We start from the raw sequence: 24,816 nt of genomic DNA on the forward strand, positions 1-24,816 counted from the left end.
TGCTGCAACATCCGATTATCGAACTCAACTCCGCGTCCGCGACACAACATCTCGTACACGCTTGTTCATCGGCTGAAAACCAATACAACATCTACCCTGCCCGAAACGTATCGGACTTGTAAATGCAAACCAAGTTAGTCCGAATTCGCTAATCGCGCACAAGACTTTATCGCCTATCCTGCGATACCGTCAGTGTCATGCCGCGTCCGTTCCACACGCCTCGTCCTCCGCGCTACGACACCGCACAAGCCCTGCTCGATCTCTCTACCTCCGACCCAAAACTAGGAAAGCTCATCGAGCGCGCCGGCCCCTTCAAACTCAGCGTCTCCAGTACTCAATCACCCTTCGAAGCTCTAGTCGAGAGCATCATCTATCAGCAGCTACATGGCAAAGCCGCCGCAACCATCCACCGCCGCCTGCTCGAAAGCTTCTACCCCGTCACCGGCAACGAGCACTTCGCCGCACAACATCTCCTCGACTGCCCCAACGAGCAACTTCGCGCAGCCGGCCTCTCCCACAACAAGTCCCTCGCCCTCCGCGACCTCGCCGCCAAAACCCTCGACGGAACCGTCCCCACCCTCGCTCGCATCCGTCGTATGCCCGACGAAGCCATCATCGAGCATCTCACCGCAGTTCGTGGCATAGGCCGCTGGACCGTCGAAATGCTCCTCATCTTCCGCCTCGGCCGTCCCAACGTCCTCCCCGTCGACGACTACGGCGTCCGCAAAGGCTTCGCCCTCACCTTCGGCAAGCTCAAACCTACCGACAAAGTCACCCCCATGGATCTCCCCAAGCCCGACGTCATGCACCGCCGCGCAAAGAAATGGCAGCCCTGGTGTTCGGTAGCAAGCTGGTACCTCTGGCGAGCCTGCGATCTCGCGGTGAAAAAGACGGACACCCCACAGTGATCGCATCGAACGACAGCAGCAAGCCTCAAAACCAGTCGCTACATCGATCCCTTTTGATCGTGAGTCTCTGCGCGGCATGGATACTCACCTCCGCCGCCCCGCTCTTGAAATATCTCTCTCCCACCAGAGCCGCCGCCGCAATCACACTCGGTTGTGCCGCCATCGTCCTCGCGATGCTCTGGCTGGACCACGCCAACCGGCGGCAACTTCAGATTGGCCTCGGCTGGTTTCTCCTTCTCTTTCTCCTTCTCACAGCGGCCTTCGCGGTGCTCTATCCCATCTCACTCCAGCACACCCTCAACCGCGGCTCCGACCGCGAAGACGCTCTTCGCATAGAGCTCAACGCGGTCCATCACCACCAGTACCCCTACGCCACCCGCACCTTCCTCGGAAATCCACCCACCCCTCTACCCGGAGCGATGTTGCTTGCCGCCCCCTTCTTCGCTATCGGACACATCGCCTGGCAGAACTTCCTCTGGCTCGCTCTATTCTTCGCCTTCACCCTCCACTTCTTCCGCTATCGCGCAACCGCTCTCCTATTCCTGACTTTCTTTCTACTCCTCGCGCCCGGCCATCTCAGCGACTTCACCTCAGGCGGAGACTACCTCACCAACTTCTTCTACGTCACCATCGCCATCACTCTCTTTTGCGCATCCCTTAGGACCTCGATCTACACCTCCATCCCAGCCGCACTCTTCCTTGGCGTCACTCTCTCCTCCCGCATCATCTACGCCCTGGTCCTGATTCCCCTGCTCGCTCTTACCTCCCAACGCACCTCCCGCGCCCGCACCGCTCTGCTCTTCCTCCTCGTTCTTCTCTCAGCCTGCGCTGTCACTCTGCCTGTCTTTACCCCTCATCCATTTCCAAAACTCCTCGAACAACTTCAGCAAAACGCGCTCAAGCTGCGTTACATCCCCCGCCCAATCCATCCTCAGATATCTCTTCCCCTGCTGGCGATTCTCGTCAGTTGCGTCTCTTTTTTTCTTCCCATGAATCTCACACGCCTCTTCCTGTTCTTCAGCGCGGCGACCTTTATCCTTCTTGCGCCCTTTGTTCTTACCTTCGCCCTCTACTCTGACAAGTTGCGATACGCCTTCTTTTACCTCTCCGTCTCCACTCTGTCCTTCTCGCTCTGGGCACTCTCGCGTTACGAGAATCTCGCCCCCCCTCCCCTATCTCCTCTCGAATCTGAGAAACTAGGCGACGGGGCCATAGATCGAAACCTCGCATCTCACAGACATGAACGCTAGAAATCTCGAGCCACACATGACCAAACAAAAGATCCAGAACAAACCGGCGCCCAGAAAAAAATCTACGACCGACATCTCTGCCTCCGCCGTCGAAGCGCCACGTTTCGTCTGTGTGCACGGCCACTTCTACCAGCCGCCCCGCGAGAACCCCTGGCTCGAGACCGTAGAGATTCAGGACTCCGCCGCCCCCTACCACGACTGGAACGACCGCATCACCGCCGAGTGCTACGCCCCCAACGGCGCCTCCCGCATCACCAATAAGCAAAACGAAATCATCCGCATCATGAACAACTACGCGCGGATGAGCTTCAACTTCGGCCCCACCCTCCTTAGCTGGCTCTCAGACAAAGCACCCCGCACCTACCGCATGATCGTCGATGCCGACAAAGTCAGCGCCCAGCACTACAGCGGCCACGGATCGGCAGTCGCGCAGGTCTACAACCACATCATCATGCCCCTCGCCAGCCGCCGCGACGCCCTTACCCAGATTCGCTGGGGCATCGCCGACTTCGAGTTCCGCTTTGGCCGCAAACCCGAAGGCATGTGGCTCGCCGAGACCGCCGTCAACCGCAGCGTCCTCGATCTCATGGCACAAGAGGGAATCAAATTCACCATCCTCGCGCCCCTGCAGTGCGCCCGCATTCGCCGCCTCGAGCCCCCCGTAACCACCACCTCCAAGCCCGACCTCGACCCCGTCGCAGCAGCCAAATCCGCGCCCCTCGAAGACACCTGGATCCAGACCCCCAACGCCAACGTGGACCCCACACATCCCTACCTCGTCAAACTCGACGAAGGCCGCACCATCGCCGTCTTCTTCTACGACGGCCCCAGCTCCCGCGCCATCGCCTTCGAGGGCCTCCTCAACAGCGGCGAAAACTTTGGCAGCCGCCTCCTCGCAGGCTTTCACCCCGCCTCTCCCGGCGACCCCGAAGTCGCCCAGCTCTCACACGTAGCCACCGACGGCGAAAGCTATGGCCACCATCACAAACACGGCGAGATGGCCCTCTCCTACGCCATGCACTGGATTGAAGAAGGCGGCAAAGCCAAGCTCACCAACTACGGCGAGTTCCTCGAAAAATTCCCGCCCAAATGGGAGGCCGAAGTAGCCGAAGACACCTCCTGGTCCTGCGCCCACGGCATCGAACGCTGGCGCTCCAACTGCGGCTGCAACGGCGGCAAGCCCGGATGGAATCAGGAGTGGCGCGCCCCCCTTCGCGAAGCACTGGACTACCTCCGCGACGCCACCGCACCTCTAGCCGAGGAAATCTCCAAGTCCTTCTTCAACGATCTCTGGGCCACCCGCGACGCTTACATCCAGGTCGTCCTCGACCGCTCCCCGGCAGCCATCATCAAGTTCTTCGCCGAGCACGCGATTCGACCCCTCAGCGAAAACGAACGCGTCGCTGCCCTCGAACTCCTCGAGCTCGAACGCCATACCCAGCTCATGTACACCAGCTGCGGCTGGTTCTTCGATGAGATCTCTGGCATCGAAACCATCCAGATCATCGCCTACGCAGGCCGCGTCCTCCAACTCGCCGCCAAAATCTTCGGCCCCGCCGGCGCAGCTCTCGAAGCCGAGTTCCTCACCCGCCTCGCGCGAGCCAAAAGCAATGTCCCCGAGATGGGCGACGGCGCCGAAGTCTATCGCCGCTACGTCACCAACATGAAGATCGGCCTCGAACAGGTCGGTGCCCACTACGCCATCAGCTCCATCTTCCGCGCCTATCCCGAACACGGCGAGCTCTTCTGCTTCGACGTCCACCGCGAAGGCCAGGAGGTCTTCAACTCCGGCCGAGGCCGCGTCGCCCTTGGCCGCGCCCTCCTCTACTCCCGCATCACCGAGGAGAGCGAAGAGCTCTGCTTCGCAGTCCTCCATCTCGGCGACCAGAACCTATCCGCCGCGGTCAAAGCCTACAACTCCGCCGACCCCGTCGAAGTCGAAGCCTTCGCCACCTTCTCCGCTGACATCAGCACCGCCATCCGCCGCGCCAACCTCCCCGAAGTCATCCGCCTCATCGATCGATTCTTCGGCGAGACCGCCTACTCCCTCACCTCGCTCTTCGCCGACGAGCAGCACCGCATCCTCAATAGCATCCTTAACCAGACCCTCTCCGAGATGGAGGACTCTCTCCGCAAGATCTACGAAGACCACGCCTCGCTCCTCCACTTCCTCACCGAATCCGGCATGACCGCCCCGCCCGCACTCGCCACCGCCGCCCGCTTCGCCATCAACGCCAGCCTGCGCCACGCCATCGAATCCGACACCTTCGACGCCGCAGTGATCGAAACCCTCCTGACTCGCGCCACAGCTGACCAGATCGAGCTCAATACAACACTCCTCGGCTACACCACCGGCCAACGCATGAAGCGCGCCATGATTCGCCTCGAAGCCGCAGCCGAAGGCGATCCATCTGCCGTCGACGCTCTCCCAACCGCCCTTCAAATCGCCGAGACCATCCACAAGATGCCCTTCGAGGTAAACATCTGGCAGGCCCAGAACATCTGGAACGATCTCCTCCGCCGCAGCGACAGCAACTACTGGACCGACGAGTGGAAAGAGGGCTTCAAAAAACTAGGCGAGATCATGAACATCAAAGTCGATCAGCTGGTCATCGAAGAAGGCGTCAGCATCTTCTAACTTCTACCGAGGCGTCCACGAAACGATCAGCTGATCGAGCGGCAGCGAATCCCTCACCACGCGCGGAGGCGAAACAGGAGTGACCGTAATCGGCTCTCCTTTTTCCTCCGCTTCATCGAAGGCCTTCGTACCTGGCGTCGCGCCTGTGATTTTAAACTCATCGATCTGATACGGCAGCCCGTTCGAGGCAAGCGACAACTCCGAACTCATCACATGAAAGTGTAGATGCGGAGCCACAGAATTACCCGAGTTCCCTACCAGCCCAATGATCTGCCCGCGCTTCACTCTATCCCCGCGATGAAAACGAATACTCGCCGACTGCATATGCGCGTAACAGGCAAAGTGATGTCCCCCAAGATCCTCAATGATCGAGTTCCCATCGGCCTCTTCAATCGAAATATTCGCAGGATACTTTCCCGGCGTCTGTTCGGGAAGACCAGTGACAACAACTGCGACAACTCCATCCGCAACCGCATAGACAGGCTTTCCGAAGATCGTATAGCTCTCAAGTTTTTCCCGTGGGCCTGAATAAATCCGATTGCTAGCATCCAGCTGCTCCCAATCGACCGCGTAACGTTGCGCCACATAAACGCGTCCGTTGATCGGCATCGCAGCCCGCATGTGTCGCGTCGATTCGCAACACGAATCGGCTGAGATATACCCGTCCCCACGCAGAGGCGCACTGATCTCCATAACCGGCTGAAGATCCGGTGTCGTTGCCCCTCCGCTCTCGACGAACTCCTGTTGTCCCGGAGGCGCAGCGCTGTAGTGCGCCTTGATCCGGTGCAAAAGCTGCTTCGGAATCTGCGTACCGTTCGGAAGAACGACATTCAGAAAAAGTATCGACTGGGTGCCCCGGGCAAGCACCTCGGAAGATTCGCGCAAACCCGCAGGCTGAAGATGATGAGAAACACCAGTTGTATCAAGCTTCTCGAGAACCGCGCCGTCACCGATGACTTCGACCTCTTCTACATCGGCCTCACCGCTCGACATATTCGTCAGCCACAGCTCATAAACCAAATGCACAAGCCCGTCCGAACCTCTAAAGGGCACTGGCGCATCATTGACGGCAATCAGCAGCGGAGTCATCTGTTGGGTCGCCTCACAGCGTCCAAACGCGCCGCAGCCGCAAAACATCATGAACGGAAGCAAAAGATACGCGAAGCAGATTCTATAAAGACACCGCATCAGTTCTCCTTGATTCGAAGACTAGGCCTTAGTGGTTAGCCCACATAACTCAAATATCTTTACCCAAGTGCTCCACCAACCAAAAAAGACATATTGGAATCCGACGCGCCGTAAGAAGGTGTTGGCAAATACTATGTCAGCACAACCGATCTATCAAACAGCAATAACGCGACTCTGCTCTTTATGTAAGCATCAAAGTCTCAGATGAAGACCACCCCGGTCACCGCCAACGCCCACCAACTCACCCGCTTCGGCCTCGTCAACTGTTATCTTGTACGGGAGACCGACGGCTTCACCCTCATCGACGCCAACCTCGCCAACTCCCACGACGACATCCTCGCCGTCGCCAAAACCCTCGGCTCTCCCATCCGCCGCATCCTCCTCACCCACGCCCACGTCGACCACGTCGGCTCCGTCGACGCCCTCCTCGCGAAACTTGGCCCCACGCAGGTCGAGTTCACCTCCAACGCCCGCTCCCTCCCTCTGCTGCAAAAACCACCAGACAAATCTCTCCAACCCGGCGAGTCCAATGAAGAGATAAGAGGCGGCCTCCCCGGCATCGACGCGCGCCCGACACGCCTCCTCACCGAGGGCGAACTCTACGGCTCACTGCTCGTCATCGAAACTCCCGGCCACATCCCCGGCCATCTGTCCTTCCTCGACCAGCGCGATGGCACTCTCTACGCCGGAGACGCCCTCGCAAGCCTCGGCCGCGTCACCGTCAGCGGTTATCCCCCGTGGTTCTTCCCCAACGTGGGCACCTGGAGCAAATCCACCGCAGTAGACACCGCAAATAAGTTGTTAACGTTCCCCATCGAGCGCTTCGCCTGCGGTCACGGCGCCGTCAACACCGGCGGCATCCCAGCCCTGCGAGCAGCCATAGCCCGAACCACTGGCTAAACAGCCGACCAACGGGAGGCCCAAAGCCGATCACCAACCCAGAAAAGGTACACACGTCACGAAGTGACCGCTCCACGCGTAGTGGGCCCGTCCGGCAGGACACTAGCAACTAATTAACTTCGCCAGTGCAGCGTAACCGGTCCACTCAGCGGATGGCCGCCCGTCCCCTTCAACCGCGCCTGCTTCAAAGCGAAGTACCACTTCGCCGGCTTATCCGCATCATCAATCAGCATCAGACCTGGATGAAACCGCAACCCCTCCGCCTGCTCCACCATCGTCTGCTGATCCTGCTTTACAAACCGCGCCCCAAAAAACGTAGCAATTGAAGTTACAAATGGCACATGATAAAAAACATTCCACGCCGCCATCACATCAATCCTGCACGTCGAAGGTGTAATCGGCGTCACCGTCGTCAAACTTGAAAACCACTTCTCCCCGGCGCGTATCGTCTCGTACCTTCGATTCGGCAACACAAAATCAATCGTCGTCGTAATCGGCTCGCCATAAACTCCCAGCAACTTATAAGGCGCCGAGTTCGCACTCGGAGCATGCGACGACATCCGAAACCCCGCATTTCTCCCGCCATTTTTGTCATCGTTCAACGGCTCAAAGTGCTTCGTCTTCTCATGAATGCTAGCCCTACTCCGCCACCACCAGGCCTGGTGCACAAACGGCCCATGCGCCGGATCCATCAACCCGATAATCCCATGATCGACATTGCATGGCAGCTCCGCCACCAGGTGCGCACTGCGAAACCTCGCCGAAAACTTTGGCACCTCCGGCACCGCGGGTAGCGCCTCACCCACTCGTCCCGTTCCCGCAGCGGGCAGATAAACCCACGCAAACCCATCCCGCTCCTCGCAAGGAAAAGCACTCGCGTAAATCTTCGTCGGGTCCAGCGTCTCATGACTCGTCAGCGAAGGAATCTCCCTGCACTGCCCACTGCAAGGCTCAAACCTCCACCCGTGATACTTGCATGTCACCGTCTCCCCATCGAACCACCCAGCCGAAAGCGGGATCCCTCGATGCGGACAAAGATCTCGCATCGCAAACAGCTTCCCACCCGTCTTCCTCCCCAACAACAGCGGAACCCCCAGCAGCAGAGTCTTCGCCGTCTTGCCTTCCCGCAGCTCACCGGCACGCAGCGCCGGATACCAATCCCCAAAGATCAGCTCCGTCGGCGGCCCCACAACCTGTACCAGCTCACTCAACCCAAACGCCCTCGCCTAAACAACACGCTTCTCATCATAGCCTTGCGATTCACTCGTCTTCGTTCGAGGCCTGCCGGCCGGGCCCACTGCGCGTGGTGCGGTCACTTCGTGACAGCTATATCCCTTCGGTTAGCGCTCCCGCTGGTCGCGATGAAATATTTTCATGCCGACCATCGGGAGGCTCCAGGCGAAGCCGGTATATAAGTCACGAAGTGACCGCCGCCCGCGTAGGGCGCCTTCACGGCAGTTGATAAACTCACCTAACACCGCACCCCACTTCCATGCAGACGACACCCACATCCTCCACGTCACCCGCAACAAAAAACCGCCTCATCCTCTTCATCCTCTGGCTCCTCTTCTACGCCAGCCTCACCCTCTTCGTCCCCCCGCTCCTCGACGACGCCGACTCCGTCCACGCCGAAGTCGCCCGCGAGATGCTCCAACGCAACGATTGGGTCACCCTCTACGCCAACGGCATCCGCTACCTCGAAAAGGCCCCCATCCTCTACTGGAGCATGGCGCTCAGCTTCAAACTCTTCGGCGTCAACACCGCCGCCGCGCGCCTTCCCATCGCACTCACCGTCCTCGCGCTCGCCCTCATCCTGGAAGGCTTCGCCCGCCGCGCATTCTCCGCCCGAGCCGGCCTCTACGCCGGACTCATGCTTCTCTCCAGCTTCGGCATCTTCATCTTCACCCGCATCCTCCTCCCCGACGCCGACGTCTGCCTCTGGCTCACCCTCGCCCTCTACTTCTACTGGCTCACCGAATCCGGCCCCACCCAACAAGCCCACCGACAAGCCGACGCAAGCCCAACTCTCTGCTGGCTCTTCGCCACTTGCTGCGCCCTCAACGTTCTCACCAAGGGCCTCATCGGCATCGTCTTCCCCATCCTCATTGTCCTCGCTCACCTCATCCTCACCCGCCGCAGCCTCCCCGCCGTCATAAAACGCATCCGCCAACTCCACCCCATATCCAGCATCATCGTCTTCCTCCTCATCGCCGCCCCTTGGCACGTCCTCATCGCCCAAGCCAACCCCACCCAGGGCCATCCCGGTGCTCTCACCTTCTCGCACCGCCACTGGTCCGTCCCCCTCCCAACCGACGGCAACGTCCACGGTTGGCTCTGGTTCTACTTCGTCAACGAGCAGCTCCTCCGCTACCTCAACCTCCGCGTCCCACGCGACTACGACACCGTCCCCCTCCTCCTCTTCTGGGGACTCATCCTCGTCTGGCTCATGCCCTGGAGCGCATTCCTCTACCGCGCCCTAGCCAGTGTCCCCTGGCGCAAAGCCCTCCGCCCCCTCGTCTCCATCCGCACCCTCACCCCAGCCGAAAGCACCCGCCTCCTCCTCGCCCTCTGGGCCGTCATCCCAGTCCTCTTCTTCTCCCTCTCCACCCGCCAGGAGTACTACGTCCTCCCCGCGCTCCCTGGCATGATCCTCCTCATCGCCGCATGGCTCAACGACGAAGCCACAGAAGCCGAATCCTTCACAGTACCCGCACCCCTGGTCCGCTCCGGCCAGCGCATCTCAACCGTCCTGCTAGTCCTCGGCTCCCTCGCCGCCCTCACCGCAGGATTCTTTCTCCTCCACTCCCACGCCCCCACCCCCGGCACCGACCTCGCCTCTCTCCTCAAACAAAACCCCGGCGACTACGCCCTATCCTTCGGTCACTTCCTCGACCTCAACGCACAGGCCATGGGAGCCTTTCGCAATCCGCTCCTCCTCACCGCCATCGCGCTCTTCACCGGCCCCCTCGCCAACTGGCTCCTCCGCCGCAACTACCAACCCCACGCCGCAAACCTCTGCCTCGCTGCCTCAACCTTCGCCTTCCTGCTCGCCGCCCACCTCGGCCTGCAGATCTTCTCGCCCGTACTGAGCTCCCGCCAACTAGCCACTGCCATCGAATCAGAATTAAAACCCAGCGACCTAATCGTCATCCACGGCGAGTACGAAGCCGCCAGCACCCTCGGCTTCTATCTCCACCGCAGCGACCTCCACATCCTCGACGGCCGCAGCTCCAACCTCTGGTACGGATCCTTCTTCCCCGACGCCCCACCCATCTTCGAAGATGCTCTCTCCCTCAAAATCAAGTGGTTGGAACCACGCCGCATCTTCCTCTGGCAGGATCTCTCCCAACCCGTCCCCACACTACCTGGCAAAATCCATTTCATAGCCCAAAGCGGCGGCAAAGAGATCCTGAGCAACCAACCCAACCCCTACTGACCAGATCCCGACCAACGGGAGCGCCAAGCAAGCCTTAAAAAGGCGTGAAACGCCCGCCCCACGCGCAGTGGGCCCGTCCGGCAGGACACAAAACTATCAAAATGAAGGGGGACCAAGCAGGTAGGCGAACTTACTTATCCGTCTTCCAAACAAACAGAAACTCGTCATTACTCGAAGTAGCCAGATTAATCTTCTTCTGCCGCGCCGCACGGCTCAGAGCCGACCGAACATTCTCCTTCGTATCCGGCAGCTGCGCCAGTGGAATCTTCAGCGCGCTCCCTGCCGCAAGCTGAGCAATATCGCTCAACAGCTGCGTAATAATCTCTTTATGCTTCCCATCTCTCCCCTTGGGAACATTCACCTGCAACACAGACTCAAACTTCATTACCTTCGAAGCAAACTCTCCGTCGCTACCCATGATCCCTCCTTATCGTGATCTGGATATAACCTGACGTTAACCCGACCTTAAATTGATGTTCTCTGACGCTATCGAGTTGCTTTCCCCAAGCCACCCTAAATTGCGTCATAAACAACACATTCAAAAGAGTTAACCCGTATAAATGCACATGGATTAGGGTCTAAATCAGAGGTATCACCATGAGCCCCAGGTCCAGCAACAAAACGCCAAAATTGAAGTACGAAGTCGTCTCTCTAGCAGAAGTCCCCACCGACGACACGGTAGCCCTCCCCGAAAGAACCAGGCCCGCAGTCCTCATCGTCGACGACGAACGCATCATCGCCGACACCCTTTCCATCATCCTCTCCCGCAGCGGCTACACCACCATGACTGCCTACGATGGCCTCGCCGGCTTAGAGATCGCGAGAAACTCGACACCCGACCTCATCATCTCCGACGTGGTCATGCCCGGAATGACCGGCGTAGAACTCGCCATCACCGTTACCCAGACCATTCCTACCTGTAAGGTCCTTCTCTTCTCAGGCCAGGCCGCAACCGTCGACCTCCTTGAACAAGCCCGCAACGCAGGTCACAACTTCACCACCCTGACAAAGCCGGTCCACCCCACCGACATGCTCAAGCGCGTCTCCGAGTGCCTCGCCGTTCCGCTACACAACTCGATCTCCACCCACACCCCGGCACTCGAGCCCTCCCCCGCCGCGACCTACGTCAACTGATCCAATCCGGCACCACCTGCACCGTTCGAATTCGCCGCCTCATAAACTTGGGCCTCCTTCAGCGTCTGGCGCACAAAGTCTTCCAGCCGCTGTCCCTTCTTCTGCACAAACTCGCGCCGCAGCACCTGGACCTCCTGCATCCGGTCAATCCGAAACACCCTGAAGTCCTTCCGCAGCTCACACCACGCCGCCAGCGTCCACGCCCCGCCCCAGAAGTACAGCGCCAGCGGCCTCACCTCACGCTCGCTGTTCTGCCCATCCTCCTTCGAATAGCCAAACCCAAGCACCCGCCTGCCAACGCAAGCGTCATGCAGCACATCCAACCGCTCCTTCAGAGGCTGCACCATCCTGTGCCCCGGCGCATACATCAGAATCGCATCCACTCGCTCACGCAGATCCGCAGGCAGCACCGCCTCTATCCGCTGCAACGCCTGATCAGCTGACGCCACGCTCGACGCCCCACCCCACGCCTGCACCATCCGCGCACCCAGCACCAGAGCCGTCAGCTCATCCCGCGTAAACATCAGTGGAGGCAGATCCATGTCACGCCGCAGCGTGTATCCAACACCCGCCTCTCCCTCAATCGGCATCCCCGACATCTGCAGATCGCGCACATCCCGATAGATCGTGCGTTCCGACACCTCCAGCTTCTCCGCCAGCATCCGCGCCGTCTGCAATCTGCCACCGCGCAGAATCCGTACGATCCGGAAGAGTCTATCGGCCCGTCTCATGCACCCATCCTACCCAGCCACTTCGTGGCATGTATACCGGCTTCGCCGCAAGCCTCCCGATGGTCGGCACAAGATACTGACCGCGACCAACGGGAGCGCCAACCGAAGGGGTATACCCGTCACGAAGTGACCGCCCCGCGCGCAGCGGGCAGTTAAGGAATCACTTAAATCGAAGTATGCAACCCAATATGATTCCCCTCCGAATCCTTCAGGCAAGCAAACGCCCCATGCCCAGGAATCGCCGTGCGCGGCATCAAAATCAACCCACCCGCCTCCCGAACCCGCCCAATCACAGCATCAAGCTCCCCATCACAGTTCAGATAAACCATCGTCCCGCCACGACCGGGCTTCCGAAACGGCCGCTTCACCAGCGCCCCAGTCACCCCACCCGGAGCCGCAGGAAACACACGCATCAAATCCCTCGGCTCACCAAACTCTTCCCGATGCATCCTGCGGTCGAGAATCGTCTCATAAAACCGCGCCGCCCGATCCAGATCGGCGCATGGAATCTCAAACCACACTGCGCCCGACTTCGGTTGTCCCCTCATACTGCCTCCTCTGTGAGTAGCGATCACAGAGTCAGCTTACTGACACCCTCCTGACACCGTGTTGTCAGGAGTCTTCGCCAATCTCAACAGAGACCAGCAAAGCTTACTAGCTTGGTTCAACCACCGTAGCCAAACCCGCTGGCCGCACAGAGCAAGCCTCCAAATACGCACAAATAAAGAAGATCAGCTCCTGACGCAAAGCCTCGACCTGCTTCGCCGGTTCCACCGACTCCAGCAATCTCCGGCTAACCCCAGCCATCGCACTCTGCACCATCGAAGCCACCAGTTGCGGGTCTTTTGTCAGGGTATCGGAGGTCGTCGCCAGCATCCCAGCCACCGAGTTATTCGTGTGCAACTGCATCTGCTGCGCAATCTTCGCCCCATCCACATCCGAGCTCACCGAATAGAGCGCCACACTCGTCTTCACATCCCGCATCTTCGTTGCAAGAAACGCGTTGATCAGAGCCGCAGCCATCTCCTTCAGCGTCTTCCCCCTCTGCTCCCTGCAAACGCGCTCTATCGCCTCCGTCACCTCATCCAGATGACGGATCAAAGCCCCCTGCAACAACGCACTTTTATTCGGAAAATACTGATACAACGTCCCCACCGACACACCCGCCCGCAACGCCACCTTCGTCGTGGTCAGCCGTTCCTTCCCCACACTCAGCAAAACCTGAGTGGTCGCCTCTAGAATGGCATCCACGCTCGCCGTCGACCGCGCTTGAACCGGCTGTTTACGGGGCTCCAACAGCATTTGGGAACGTTGAGGCAAATGCGAACTCCTAACCCGAGGCTTCCTTCATCTAACCACAGGTAGCCACGACAACCGCAACTCACGAACCAACAAGAGGAGCAACAGAATGACGCAACAAACAGAAATTAGCACCAAACTCGGCGGCCCCTTCACCCTCCCCAACACCTCCATGACCGTGAACCGCATCGGCTACGGCGCAATGCAACTCGCCGGCCCCCACGTCTTCGGCCCACCACGCGACACGGACGCCGCCATCGCCGTCCTCCGCGAAGCCATCGCCTCAGGCGTCAATCACATCGACACCAGCGACTTCTACGGCCCTCACGTCACCAACCAGATCATCAAAAAGGCGCTCCATCCCTACCCCGACGGCCTCGTCATCGTCACCAAAATCGGCGCTCGCCGCGGAGCAGACGCCTCTTGGCTTCCCGCTCTCTCCCGTCAGGAGATCATCGACGGCGTCCACGACAACCTCCGCAACCTCGGCCTCGACAAACTCGACGTCGTCAACCTCCGCGTAGGCGGCCTCGAAGACCCCACCGAAAAGTCCATCGCAGAACCCCTCGCCGTCCTGGCCGAACTCCAGCAACAAGGCCTCATCCAGCACCTCGGCCTCAGCAACGTCTCCCCCACCCAGTTGGCCGAAGCACAAAAAATCGCAAAGATCGTCTGCATCCAGAACCTCTACAACATAGCCCACCGTCACGACGACGCCTTCATCGACGACCTCGCCAAACAAGGCATCGCCTACGTTCCCTTCTTCCCCCTCGGCGGCTTCACCCCGTTGCAATCCGAGAAGCTCAACGACGTCGCAGAGTCCCTCAATTCATGCCCGATGCAGGTAGCGCAAGCCTGGCTCCTCCATCGCTCCCCCAACATCCTTCTCATCCCCGGCACCTCGTCGCTCACCCATCTCCGCGAGAACCTTCAGGCCGCAAGCATCCAGCTCACTCCCGAGACCATCACCGAGCTTGACTCCATCGCAGCCACGCCCAAGCGCGCCCACTAAAAACGAGCAACACGCCAACCCTCGCCAACCGGGAAACATCGCGCTTGTCCAGAATGCCAACGTATCGTCCGCCTAACGACAAGCGCGTCTCTCGGTTGCCAGGTATTTATCTGTTTAGCTTCGCGTGTGCTCCTGCGGAGTCATCTTCGCCAAAAACGCCTGCAGCCCAGGCCGCGCAATCATCGCCTTCCATTTAGGCTCCGTCGAAATCGAAATCAGGAACGGTGACCGCACCACATACGCACGATTGAGCCACTGAAGCGTAGCCTGCTCATCCCCCATCCCCAGATAAATGAGTGACACCAGGTACGGATCAACAAACGCCGACTTCGATTCTTCGCGCAGCTCCGCGATCACCCGCTCCGCCTCTCTCGTCTTGCCCTCCCGCCCCAGGGCATAGCCGATCTCGGCCGTTAGCAGAGGAGGCTCAAAACCATTCGCAAGCTTGAACTGTCGCAGGATCTTCACCGCTTCGCCATACTTACCCTGCAGTGACAGGGTCTTCCCCAATCCCCAATACGGTACCGGCGAGTGCGAATCCTTTGCCATCGCCTCGCGGTAGTTTTGCACCGCATTGTCGTAGTCGCCCCGATAGTAGTCGATACAGCCCAGCTCGCCGATCAGTTGCGCCGACTGCGGATCGTACCCCAACATCCGGTGCACCATCTCATCGGCATCGCGGGTCCGGCCCGTCTGCGCCATCAGGTGCGAGGTGCAACTTAGAACAGTCAATGCGCTCTGCTCCTCCTTAGCCGAAGCCAGCTCCGACGCTGCCGCGGCATAATCCCAGTGATAAAGCAGATTAACCAGCCCAAGCGTTCCATGCGCCTCCGCGAACTCGGGGTCAAGTTGCAGCGCACGGTTCGCATACTCGCTCGCCTGTGGCATGTGCTGCCGTGGGTCCTCAAAGTAGACCCCGAGCAACAGATGGGCCTGAGCTAAATCCGACCACGCGATAGTGAACTTCGGATCAAGCTTCACCGCTTGCTGGAAGTGCACAATTGCGTTGTGAAGCTCAACTGGAGAGTTTCCCCGTGCTGCACCCTGACCTCGCAGCATCTCCTGGTAAGCCTCCATATTGGACGAAACGGGCCCCAGAGTATGCGCCGACTCTCTCGCATCGAGCTCGATCTTGAGACCGTGAATCAAATCCTGTGTGATGCTCGCCTGCACCGGCCTTAGATCGTCACCCTCCGGCAAATACCGATGGCTTTCAATAATGCTCCCATCCGATACATTGCTCAGCTCCGTGTCCACAATCAGCTTGCCATTCGCCTGGCGGATCTCGCCCGTCAGCACACTGTTCACATGCAGCGAATGCCCGACACTCACAGCTTTATCTGTGCTCGATCGATACCGGTACACCGCGCCGCGAGCCATTACCTTGAGCGGCGGAATCTCCGAAAGCTGCCGGATCAAATTATCCGTCAACCCATCCGCCAGGTAGTCATTGGCCTTGTCACCCGTCTCATTTGCGAACGGCAACACCGCCAGCGCAATCTGCTGGCCGCCCCCCAAATCACTCGATACCAGCTTCCTAGACGAGTGCCATCGCCACACGCCCGCTGCAACCAACCCGAGCAACACCAAACCAGCAACCGCCCAGCGACTCCACTGTAAAGACGCCCGCTCCGGCATGATCTCAACCGGCCTGGCCTGCTCCACCATCGGCTGCACTTCCTTCGCCGCGCTAACCTTGCCGTTGCGAAAGGTAAAAGTCGGACAATACCCCCCCTTGGGAACATCGATGGCAACCGGATCACCGCTGCCCTCCAGGTCGTAATACTCCCGTAGCCGGCTGCGAAGCCGCCCCGCCTCCACCCGCACCGTTGCATCGATCGACGGATCGTAGTCATCGCCTCGCGCGAACACGTCCATCGCGATCGAAAACTCCTTCAGCGGAGGAGGAGCATCCGTCAAAGATCGCTCCACCACGTACCGCAAAAAAGCCTGGCTCCGCTGCGCCGTCGCAAACACCTTCGAACTCAGGATGCGATCAAGCTCCTCTTCTATCTCAGGCGTAGTCGGTTTAATCTCGTTGTCCACCATGAAAACTGCTCCCGGCATCCCGTTCATTCCATTGGCGTAACGCCCGTAACTTACGGCAAGATACTTCCCCAATCGCGCTTCAATCTTGATCTTGGCCCTGGATGGCCAAAGGCCCGTCCCAGAAAAGAGGTCCGAATCGTGAACATCAGACTAACTGCTTCTCTATGCCTCGCATCCGCCGCCAGTATAGCTTTCACACCGGCTTATGCCCAGCCTTCGTCCAATGCAACCGTCTACGCCACCGGACTTGAATCCCCCCGAGGCCTCAAATTCGGCCCCGACGGCGATCTCTACGTCGCCGAAGCAGGCACCGGCGGAACGGTCTCAACCGTCGGTTCCTGTGCCCAGGTTCCGCCACCCATCGGCTCCTACCTTGGCGGCAACACCGGACGCATCTCGAAACTCGACAAGTCCGGCAAACGCACCACCGTCGCCTCCGGTTTTCCATCCTCTCTCGCTGCTGAAGGCGACCTGCAGGGCGTAGCTGACATCGCCTTTCTCAACGGCACCCTCTACGCCGTCACCGGCGGAGGAGGCTGCTCCCACGGCAACGCCTCGTCCCCGAACATCATCGCCCGCGTCGACACCAAATCCGGAACCTGGAAACCCATCGTCAACCTCAGCCAATTCCTCCGAAGTCACCCCGCCGCATACCCCGACCAGGCCGACTTCGAACCCGATGGCGTCTTCTACAGCCTCATCGCCTACGACAACCGCGTCTACACCCTCGAACCCAACCACGGCCAGCTCTTCTCCACCTCCGCCAGCGGAGATATCCGCGAAGACCTCGATATCTCCCTGCAGCAGGGACACATCGTCCCAACCTCCGCCGCCGTAAGCAACGGAAAGTTCTACATTGGCAACCTCGGACTCTTTCCTATCACTCCAGACTCAAGCAAGATCATGAGCTTCAACATCGGCTCATGCCCCTGGCCCTTCCTCTTCGGCTTCGGCTGCGACGACGAGCCCCAGAAGCTTCGCCTCTCCGGATCGCGCGCCGGCTTCACCACAGTCGTTGCCGTCGACTTCGGCCCCGATGGCCTCCTCTACGCCCTCGAGCTCTCTGCAGCTACCGGCTTCCCGACACCTGGCGATGGCAAGGTGGTACGCCTTAACCGTGCCGGCGATATCGAAGATGTAGCCACCGGGCTCTCCGTTCCCACTGGTATGACATTTGGTCCGGATGGCTACCTCTACGTCTCGAACTTCGGTGCAGCCCCGAGCGGCCAGATCCTCCGCATCTCCGTCCACTAGCATCGTGAACACCTTCTGCGGTATTCGGTTGTCCTGACCTTGCTCTCTCTGACTTGAGTCAGCGAAAGAGTACTTCGCTGGCTCAAAACCATCTCATCCAGGCCTAATTTGCGCCGTCTTTCGCAGACGCATCCGCGATTGCCAGGTATTCGTGGATGAAGGCGATCGACACGCTGCCCTCTCCCACGGCGCTCGCAACTCGCTTCACAGACCCATGGCGCACATCGCCCACGCAGAAGATACCGGGCACGTTCGTTTCGAAGGCAAACGGCTCACGCTCGAGTGACCAGGTTTTCATGTCGCGCCCCGTGCAGATGTACCCATTGTTGTCGCGCTCAAGAACGGTGGGCAGCCACTCGGTTTTGGCGACCGCACCGATCATGATGAAGAGTGCCTTCGCGTCGCGAGTGCAGGTGGATTCCGGGCCGTCCGGTGGGCGGTATATGGTCGTAATCTTTTCGAGATGGTCTTCGCCATGGACCGCCGTCACTTGGGTGTACGGCTCCACGCGTATGTTGGCCTTGTCCTCGATCTGTTGGATCAGGTATTGCGACATGCTTTGTGTGAGACCGGAACCTCGGACCAGCATGGTCACTTCAGCAGCATAGCCGGAGTAGAACACAGCGGCCTGTCCCGCGGAGTTCCCCCCGCCGACAATGAAAATAGGCCGACCCGTAACGGCAACACCATCAAAACGAGAGGCGCCATAAAGCACGCCGCGGCCCAGAAGCTCGTCGTGACCGTCAAACTCGAGACGATGCCAGCTAACTCCTGTGCCCAGCAGCAGGGCACGTGCGCGGATGCGATCGCCTCCGTCGAGGGTAATGCAGTGCATGCCCTCCAATGGTTGAACTTCCTTGACCTCGCGCTCGAATAATATCTCCACGCCAAAATTTCTCGCCTGCTTCAGCGCGCGTTCCGTGAGCTCATCGCCCGAGATGCCGACCGGAAAACCCAGATAGTTTTCGATGCGTGTCGATGTGCCCGCCTGACCACCTGCGGCGAAGCGCTCGACGACAAGAACTTTGAGTCCTTCAGACGCTCCGTAGACGGCGGCTGCCATGCCTGCTGGCCCCGCGCCAACGATGATGACGTCGTATTGTTGAAGTTTTGGAACCGTCTGAAATCCAAGCGCCTCTGCGACGCTGCGGACGGTAGGATCTTCGAGCGCTGTCCCTTCGATAGTAACGGTGATGTCGCTCTCACGCTCAGGCGTGCTCGGGCGCCAGTCGTACTGGATGCGATTGGCCGAGAGAAAAGCTCGGATGTCGCGGCAGTTGTTGTCGTACTTTGATCCAGAGATCTGGGCGCGCGAGGATGGAGTTTCGCGAGCAAGCTTCTGCGCCAGGGCCAGGCGAGTGCTCATCGTCTGGAAGATGATCTCACCAGCCGAGGGACTGTCGCGGACAAGCTCCTGCAGTTGCTGGCGATCGAAGCGAGCAACGCGGCACTGTGTCGCGGCGCGAACCGAAACAATGCTCGCAGTGCCCATAAAGATTGGCGTCTCGCCCGAGAACTCACCAGCGGCATTGCGGCCAAGCACACGACCCTGGCCGACGATATCTTTCACCGCTTCAAGTTCCCCTTCTAGGACAACAAAGAAGTGGGGTTCCTCCCCTTCGCGGATAAGCCACTCGCCAGGCTCAAGATGTATATCGGCCGCGCGTCTGGCGAGTCGCCGGCGTTCCTGTTCTTCCACACCGGCAAATAGAGGCACTTTTTCCAGATCGCTAGAGGTAATCACGTTCTCAGGATAATGGCCTTTAGAGTTGTATGCCGAGGCCGCTTACGTCAGCAATCAACTCGGGTCGCACGCGCAGTCAGACCATTCCTCTGCGACTACGAATCAATATCCGCCCGAATCCCCGCTATGCGACAGATTCTCAAACCGCGTGTAGTCCGCCAGATACGCCAACTGAATACTCCCAGTAGGCCCATTCCTCTGCTTCGCAATGATGATCTCAGCCTTACCCTTCAGATCTTCATTCTCGCGATCGTAGTACTCCTCGCGATGAATAAAGCACACCACGTCCGCATCCTGCTCAATCGAACCCGACTCACGCAGGTCGCTCAGCAGCGGCTTCTTATCGCCGCCTCTCTGCTCACTCGCACGCGAGAGCTGGCTCAGCGCCACCACCGGCACCTTCATCTCCTTTGCCAGCGCCTTCAGCCCACGCGAGATCGCCGAGACCTCCTGCGTGCGATTCTCAAAGCCCTTCTGCCCACCCGCCGAGCCCGTCATCAGCTGAAGATAATCAATCACAATCAGGTCAAGCGACCCATGCTGCTGCTTCAACCGCCTCGCCTTCGCCCGCATCTCCGCCAGCGTAATTCCCGGCGTATCGTCGATAAACATCTTCGACTCCATCAGCCGCTCGAGTGCTGCAACCAGCTTCGACCGGTCGTCGCGCATCAGCATCCCCGTCTGAATCGCCTTCGAGTTCACCAGCGCCTGCGAAGCCAGCATTCTGCGCAGCAGACTCGCCTTACTCATTTCAAGCGAGAACACCGCAACAACCTTCCCCCCGCGCACCGCCGCATTCTCCGCAATATTGATCGCCCACGCCGTCTTGCCCATCGAAGGCCGAGCCGCAATAATCGTCAACTCCGACTCCTGCAACCCGCTCGTCATCCGGTCAAACTCGAGATAGTGCGTCGCCAGCCCCGTGACCTCGCGCCCCTGCTCATACAGCGCATCAATCGACCCAAACGACTCCTTCACAATCGCCGTAATGTCCGAGAATCCCCCGGTCACCGCATGCTCCGAGATCTCGGTCAACCGGCTCGACACCTGGTTCAACACATCGAGCGCCTCGCGACCCTGGTCCGAAGCCTCGATCATCCCCATGTCGCATACGGTCAGCAACTGCCGCATCAGGCTCTTGTCGCGAACGATGCGAACATAGCTTTCGATGCTCAGCTTTCGAGGCAGCCCCTCGCTCAGCGAAGCCAGATACGGCAGCCCACCCACCGAATCCAGCTCCTTCTTCTTTCTCAGATAATCGGCAACCGTAACGATATCGACCGCATGCCCAGCCTCAACCAGGTGCAGCATCGAATCATAGATCTTCCGGTGCGAATCCAGCGCAAAATCATCCGTCTTCAGCAGCATGGTCGCGTCGATGATCGCAACCGGCTCAACCATCATCCCGCCGAGAATCGTCATCTCGGCATGCACCGACGCCGGCCGCTCCTGCTCTCCGACAATGTGGGGGTATGTAGCCATGAACGTTTAACCTACCGGAACCCACCCTGAGGAAGGCAGGGCGATCCTGTGCATAATTCTGTAAATCTCGTGAATCCAGTGAATCCAGTGAATCCAGTGAATCCAGTCTACGCTGGCACCCACATGCTAATCCTGAATCGAGATCGCAGCGAGCGCCAGCTAAGTACCATCTTTGGTTCACCAAAACGCAATCGTTATAGGCTGGTAAGAAGACCTAACCTAAACCGCGCAGGAGCAAAGATGGGCGTCGAAAAAGTTCTCACCATTCCCGAGGAAGCGCAACGAGACAAGGCCTCCTTTGAAGTCCTTCGCGTCTGGATTGCCAACCAGGCCCAGCACGTCAGCATTCGCAGCGGAGCCTGGGAAGACCCCTTCGCCTGGGGCATCGTCTTGGCCGACCTCGCCCGCCACATCGCCCTAGCCCACCAGCTCCAGAACGAAGGCGCCGACCCCGAAGCCTTCCTCAACCGTCTCCTCGAAGGCTTCGAAGCCGAAATAGAAAATCCCACCGACGAACCCGAAGGCGAAGTTACCCAGTAACGCCATCCAACGGCGCCCCATTGCAGTTGCAGTTGTTTGTCCTCTTGTTGTCATCCCGTAGGGATCTGCGGTTGCCTTTGCCTGCCACACCCAGGGAAAAATAAATCTGAAAGCTGTGGCGTGTTTTTAGTCACCAAAATCCATGGTGCTAAAACACCACATCCACCACACATCCCACCACGTCCAGCCACGCAAAAAACCACACCCACGCACCACAAATTCCTAGAAACCCCGCCAAAAACGGCCCTCCACCAAGGGCCGCTCCAGCAGAAAATTATTTGTGTTTGTAATCCTGAAACAGATCAGGGAACTGCACCTTCAGCGCCGCCATCTTCGGCACATCGCACACCTGAATATAGGGATTATTCGGATTCTTCTCCGCATAGTCCTGGTGATAGTCCTCCCCGTCATAAAACGCCTTCAACGGCGTCACATCCGTCACAATCGGCTTCGGAAACACATGCGCCGCATCCAGCTGCGCTATATAAGCCTTCGCAATCTTCTCCTGCTCCGGACTCGTATAAAAAATCACCGACCGATACGAAGTCCCCACATCCGGCCCCTGTCGATTCAACTGCGTAGGATCATGCACCACCGAAAAGAAGATCCTCAGCAGCGTGCCATAACTCACCTTCGCCGGATCAAAGACCACCTTCACCGACTCCGCATGCCCCGTGCCTTCCGACGAAACCTGGTCATACGTAGCAGTCGACGCTGACCCGCCCGAATAACCCGCAGTAGTATCCGTAACACCCTTCACGCGCTGAAACACCGTCTGCACGCCCCAGAAGCAACCACCCGCAAACACCGCAGTCTCATGCGTCGCGCCCGTGTGCGGCTCATCGATCGCCGGAGCCGGAATCGGCTCTTTTCTCTCTGCCCCCATAACCATTCTTTTACCCCTTCCCAACAGCATAAAAACAGCAACCACAACCACCAGCACAATCAACCCTGTCTTCATTGCGGACGTCATTGTTCTTCTCCCGACAAAGGTTGGACGCCAAAACCGCCGCTGCGGTTACATTTTCAATCGGACCACTCGCAACCCATTCGTTCTCCTCATCAAACCAACAAAAGGTAAACACGTCACGAAGTGACCGCCTCCCGCGCAGGGAGCCCGTCCGGCAGGACACAACGCACTAAGCCACCCGCGCCCGCCCCTGAATCTCGATATACACATGAATCAAGCTCACCGCCGCAGGTGTAACACCGGCGATCCGGCTCGCCTGGCCCAGCGTCACCGGCCGCACCCGCGAAAGTATCTGCTTCATTTCAGTCGAAAGGCCACTCACCGACGAGTAATCAAACCACCCCGGAATGGTCTTCTTCTCCGCCCTCCGCATCTTCTCAATCGAGCGCCGCTGCTGGTCCAGATACCCCGAGTACTTGATCTCGGTCTCCACCGTCTTCATCTCATTCCGAACCCACGCAGGCAATCGCGCCAATAATCCGGGTGCCCCATATCTCGATTCTGAGATATGGGCATCGTGCGCAGCACGACCGTCCTCTTTCAAACCCTCCGAGGCGCTCCCCATCGCGGCAACCCACCCGGCAAATACTTCGCCTCCATCAACCAGCCGCTGCTTCAACAAAGGCGCAATCGCCTCCACCGGTACCTCCGGCCTCTTCAAAAGCTGCGCAAACGTCTGCCCGCTCACTCCCGCCGCGTCGCCATCCAGCTTCCCCAACAGCGAAACTGGCAACTCAGCCACCTTCACTCGCTCCGTGCTAAGCAGCTTCTCAAACGCAACCGCACGAGCCTGCTTCGCCTCATACTCAGCCCACGCCACATCGTCGATCAGCCCCAGCCGCCGCCCATGCGGAGTGAGTCTGCTATCCGCATTGTCAATCCGCAGATGCAACCGAAACTCCGCCCGTGAAGTAAACATCCGGTACGGCTCGTTGGTCCCCTTGCTGATCAAATCATCGATCAGAATCCCCGTATAAGCCTCAGTCCGGTCGAGCGTAAATCCATTCTCACCCCGCACCGCCAGCGCCGCGTTGATCCCCGCCATCAAACCCTGGCACGCCGCCTCTTCATACCCACTCGTCCCATTGATCTGCCCAGCAAGATAAAGCCCCGCAAACGACTTCACCCGCAGCGTACGATCAAGCTCCGTCGGATCGATCGCATCATACTCAATCGCATACCCCGGCCGCAGCATCTCCGCGTTCTCAAGCCCCGGAATCGACCGCACCATCGCCGCCTGAATCTCCATCGGCAGACTCGTGCTCATCCCGTTGATGTAGACCTCGTGCGTATTCAAACCCTCCGGCTCAAGAAAAAACTGATGCCGCGTCTTCTCTGGAAACCGCACGATCTTGTCTTCAATCGACGGGCAATATCGCGGCCCGATCGCCTCAATCTGCCCTGTATACATGGGCGAACGATGCACATTCTCCCGAATCAACCGCAGCGTCTCCGGCGTCGTATGCGCAATATGGCACTTGATCTGCCGCAGCGGAATCTCTTTCGTCCGAAAGCTGAACGGAGTCGGATCTTCATCTCCCGGCTGCTCCTGAAACTGGCTCCAATCAATCGTGCGCCCATCGAGCCGCGGCGGCGTCCCCGTCTTCAACCGGCACTCCCGCAGTCCCAGCCTCTTCAAAGCCTCGCCCAGCAACACACTAGCCGGCTCCCCACTTCTTCCCGCCGTATATTGCTGCTCTCCGCAATGAATCAGCCCATTCAAAAACGTTCCAGTCGTCACAATCGTCGCGGCAGCATAAATCACCCGCCCATCCCGCAACTTCAACCCACGCACGACTCGCTTAGGCGAAAACTCGCCGTCCTGCTCACGCGCTAAATCACTGACTCGCTGGCCCTCTGACTCGCTCGCCTCCACAATCAGGTCCACCACCTCAGCCTGCTTGATAAAAAGATTCTTCTGCCCCTCCAGCACCTCGCGCATCTTCACGCGATACAGCGCCTTATCGCACTGCGCCCTCGGCGACCACACCGCCGGCCCCCGCGAAGTATTCAGCAGCCGAAACTGAATCCCCGTGGCATCTGCAACCTCGCCCATCACCCCGCCCAGCGCATCCACCTCGCGGACCAGGTGCCCCTTCGCAATCCCACCAATCGCCGGGTTACAACTCATCTGCGCAATCAAATCCAGATTCAGCGTAAAGATCGCCGTGCGCAGACCCATCCGCGCAGACGCCATCGCCGCCTCACACCCAGCGTGCCCCGCCCCAACCACCACCACATCGAACTGTTCCGCAAAGGCCATCAGCGTATATTTTACTTG

20 protein-coding genes are annotated in these 24,816 nt (G+C 59.1%); 9 read left to right on the forward strand and 11 right to left on the reverse strand.

What is annotated here, in order from left to right; genetic code table 11:
• Nucleotides 1-197: 197 nt before the first annotated feature.
• From RBB76_RS09470 to RBB76_RS09480, 3 genes are read left to right on the forward strand one after another with little or no spacing between them, the layout of a single operon-like run.
• Nucleotides 198-908, forward strand: a complete 711-nt coding sequence (locus RBB76_RS09470; protein WP_429634640.1) for a DNA-3-methyladenine glycosylase family protein — start codon at nt 198-200, stop codon at nt 906-908.
• A 59-nt stretch (nt 909-967) separates the two neighbouring features.
• Complete coding sequence (locus RBB76_RS09475) at nt 968-2,158, forward strand: hypothetical protein (protein WP_429634661.1); 1,191 nt, start codon at nt 968-970, stop codon at nt 2,156-2,158.
• A gap of 16 nt (nt 2,159-2,174) precedes the next feature.
• Nucleotides 2,175-4,796 (forward strand): DUF3536 domain-containing protein, encoded by a 2,622-nt coding sequence (locus RBB76_RS09480; protein ID WP_429634639.1) that lies wholly within the window; start codon nt 2,175-2,177, stop codon nt 4,794-4,796.
• A 3-nt stretch (nt 4,797-4,799) separates the two neighbouring features.
• Here the strand turns inward: RBB76_RS09480 and RBB76_RS09485 are convergent, their stop codons facing one another.
• Nucleotides 4,800-5,984: a M23 family metallopeptidase gene (locus RBB76_RS09485; protein WP_429634638.1), complete on the reverse strand. Its 1,185-nt coding sequence runs from the start codon at nt 5,982-5,984 to the stop codon at nt 4,800-4,802.
• 204 nt (nt 5,985-6,188) lie between these two features.
• Between RBB76_RS09485 and RBB76_RS09490 the strand changes: the two genes are divergently transcribed.
• Nucleotides 6,189-6,884 (forward strand): MBL fold metallo-hydrolase, encoded by a 696-nt coding sequence (locus RBB76_RS09490; RefSeq protein ID WP_429634637.1) that lies wholly within the window; start codon nt 6,189-6,191, stop codon nt 6,882-6,884.
• Nucleotides 6,885-6,997: 113 nt separating this feature from the next.
• Here RBB76_RS09490 and RBB76_RS09495 read toward each other — a convergent pair whose 3' ends face one another.
• Entirely contained in the window at nt 6,998-8,095 is a 1,098-nt protein-coding gene (locus RBB76_RS09495; protein ID WP_429634636.1) for a Rieske 2Fe-2S domain-containing protein, read from the reverse strand.
• Between the two features lie 281 nt (nt 8,096-8,376).
• Between RBB76_RS09495 and RBB76_RS09500 the strand changes: the two genes are divergently transcribed.
• Nucleotides 8,377-10,320 (forward strand): phospholipid carrier-dependent glycosyltransferase, encoded by a 1,944-nt coding sequence (locus tag RBB76_RS09500; RefSeq protein ID WP_429634635.1) that lies wholly within the window; start codon nt 8,377-8,379, stop codon nt 10,318-10,320.
• Nucleotides 10,321-10,450: 130 nt separating this feature from the next.
• On the opposite strand, the gene RBB76_RS09505 is transcribed toward RBB76_RS09500, so the two are convergent.
• Entirely contained in the window at nt 10,451-10,738 is a 288-nt protein-coding gene (locus tag RBB76_RS09505) for a hypothetical protein (RefSeq protein WP_429634634.1), read from the reverse strand.
• Nucleotides 10,739-10,917: 179 nt separating this feature from the next.
• Between RBB76_RS09505 and RBB76_RS09510 the strand changes: the two genes are divergently transcribed.
• Nucleotides 10,918-11,454, forward strand: coding sequence for a response regulator (locus RBB76_RS09510; protein ID WP_429634633.1), 537 nt, complete (start codon nt 10,918-10,920; stop codon nt 11,452-11,454).
• On the opposite strand, the gene RBB76_RS09515 is transcribed toward RBB76_RS09510, so the two are convergent.
• From RBB76_RS09515 to RBB76_RS09525, 3 genes are all read right to left on the reverse strand, one after another.
• On the reverse strand, nt 11,442-12,185 hold the full coding sequence (locus RBB76_RS09515) for a helix-turn-helix transcriptional regulator (protein WP_429634632.1): 744 nt from the start codon (nt 12,183-12,185) through the stop codon (nt 11,442-11,444). The two genes, RBB76_RS09510 and RBB76_RS09515, sit on opposite strands and share 13 nt — an antisense overlap.
• A 164-nt stretch (nt 12,186-12,349) precedes the next feature.
• Nucleotides 12,350-12,733, reverse strand: coding sequence for a VOC family protein (locus tag RBB76_RS09520; RefSeq protein WP_429634631.1), 384 nt, complete (start codon nt 12,731-12,733; stop codon nt 12,350-12,352).
• 106 nt (nt 12,734-12,839) lie between these two features.
• Entirely contained in the window at nt 12,840-13,505 is a 666-nt protein-coding gene (locus tag RBB76_RS09525; protein WP_429634630.1) for a TetR/AcrR family transcriptional regulator, read from the reverse strand.
• Nucleotides 13,506-13,593: 88 nt separating this feature from the next.
• Between RBB76_RS09525 and RBB76_RS09530 the strand changes: the two genes are divergently transcribed.
• Complete coding sequence (locus tag RBB76_RS09530) at nt 13,594-14,496, forward strand: aldo/keto reductase family oxidoreductase (protein ID WP_429634629.1); 903 nt, start codon at nt 13,594-13,596, stop codon at nt 14,494-14,496.
• Between the two features lie 114 nt (nt 14,497-14,610).
• Here RBB76_RS09530 and RBB76_RS09535 read toward each other — a convergent pair whose 3' ends face one another.
• Entirely contained in the window at nt 14,611-16,617 is a 2,007-nt protein-coding gene (locus tag RBB76_RS09535; RefSeq protein WP_429634628.1) for a tetratricopeptide repeat protein, read from the reverse strand.
• Nucleotides 16,618-16,683: 66 nt separating this feature from the next.
• Here RBB76_RS09535 and RBB76_RS09540 point away from each other — a divergent pair, with 66 nt between their 5' ends.
• The gene (locus RBB76_RS09540) at nt 16,684-17,799 is read left to right on the forward strand and encodes a ScyD/ScyE family protein (RefSeq protein ID WP_429634627.1); all 1,116 of its coding nucleotides are present in this window, start codon (nt 16,684-16,686) and stop codon (nt 17,797-17,799) included.
• 103 nt (nt 17,800-17,902) lie between these two features.
• On the opposite strand, the gene RBB76_RS09545 is transcribed toward RBB76_RS09540, so the two are convergent.
• Nucleotides 17,903-19,543 carry an FAD-dependent oxidoreductase gene (locus tag RBB76_RS09545; protein WP_429634626.1) on the reverse strand — a complete coding sequence of 547 codons (1,641 nt, stop codon included), beginning with the start codon at nt 19,541-19,543 and terminating at the stop codon, nt 17,903-17,905.
• Nucleotides 19,544-19,645: 102 nt separating this feature from the next.
• Nucleotides 19,646-21,025, reverse strand: coding sequence for a replicative DNA helicase (dnaB, locus tag RBB76_RS09550; RefSeq protein ID WP_429634625.1), 1,380 nt, complete (start codon nt 21,023-21,025; stop codon nt 19,646-19,648).
• A gap of 240 nt (nt 21,026-21,265) precedes the next feature.
• On the opposite strand from dnaB, the gene RBB76_RS09555 reads away from it, so the two are divergent.
• On the forward strand, nt 21,266-21,565 hold the full coding sequence (locus tag RBB76_RS09555; protein ID WP_429634624.1) for a DUF5076 domain-containing protein: 300 nt from the start codon (nt 21,266-21,268) through the stop codon (nt 21,563-21,565).
• 274 nt (nt 21,566-21,839) lie between these two features.
• Here the strand turns inward: RBB76_RS09555 and msrA are convergent, their stop codons facing one another.
• Together msrA and mnmG are read right to left on the reverse strand one after the other, a co-directional pair.
• Nucleotides 21,840-22,481, reverse strand: coding sequence for a peptide-methionine (S)-S-oxide reductase MsrA (msrA, locus tag RBB76_RS09560; protein ID WP_429634660.1), 642 nt, complete (start codon nt 22,479-22,481; stop codon nt 21,840-21,842).
• 223 nt (nt 22,482-22,704) lie between these two features.
• Nucleotides 22,705-24,798 (reverse strand): tRNA uridine-5-carboxymethylaminomethyl(34) synthesis enzyme MnmG, encoded by a 2,094-nt coding sequence (gene mnmG / locus RBB76_RS09565; protein WP_429634623.1) that lies wholly within the window; start codon nt 24,796-24,798, stop codon nt 22,705-22,707.
• Nucleotides 24,799-24,816: the final 18 nt, after the last annotated feature.

The sequence above is a fragment of the Tunturiibacter psychrotolerans genome (genome assembly GCF_051013365.1).
GTDB lineage: Bacteria > Acidobacteriota > Terriglobia > Terriglobales > Acidobacteriaceae > Edaphobacter > Edaphobacter psychrotolerans_A.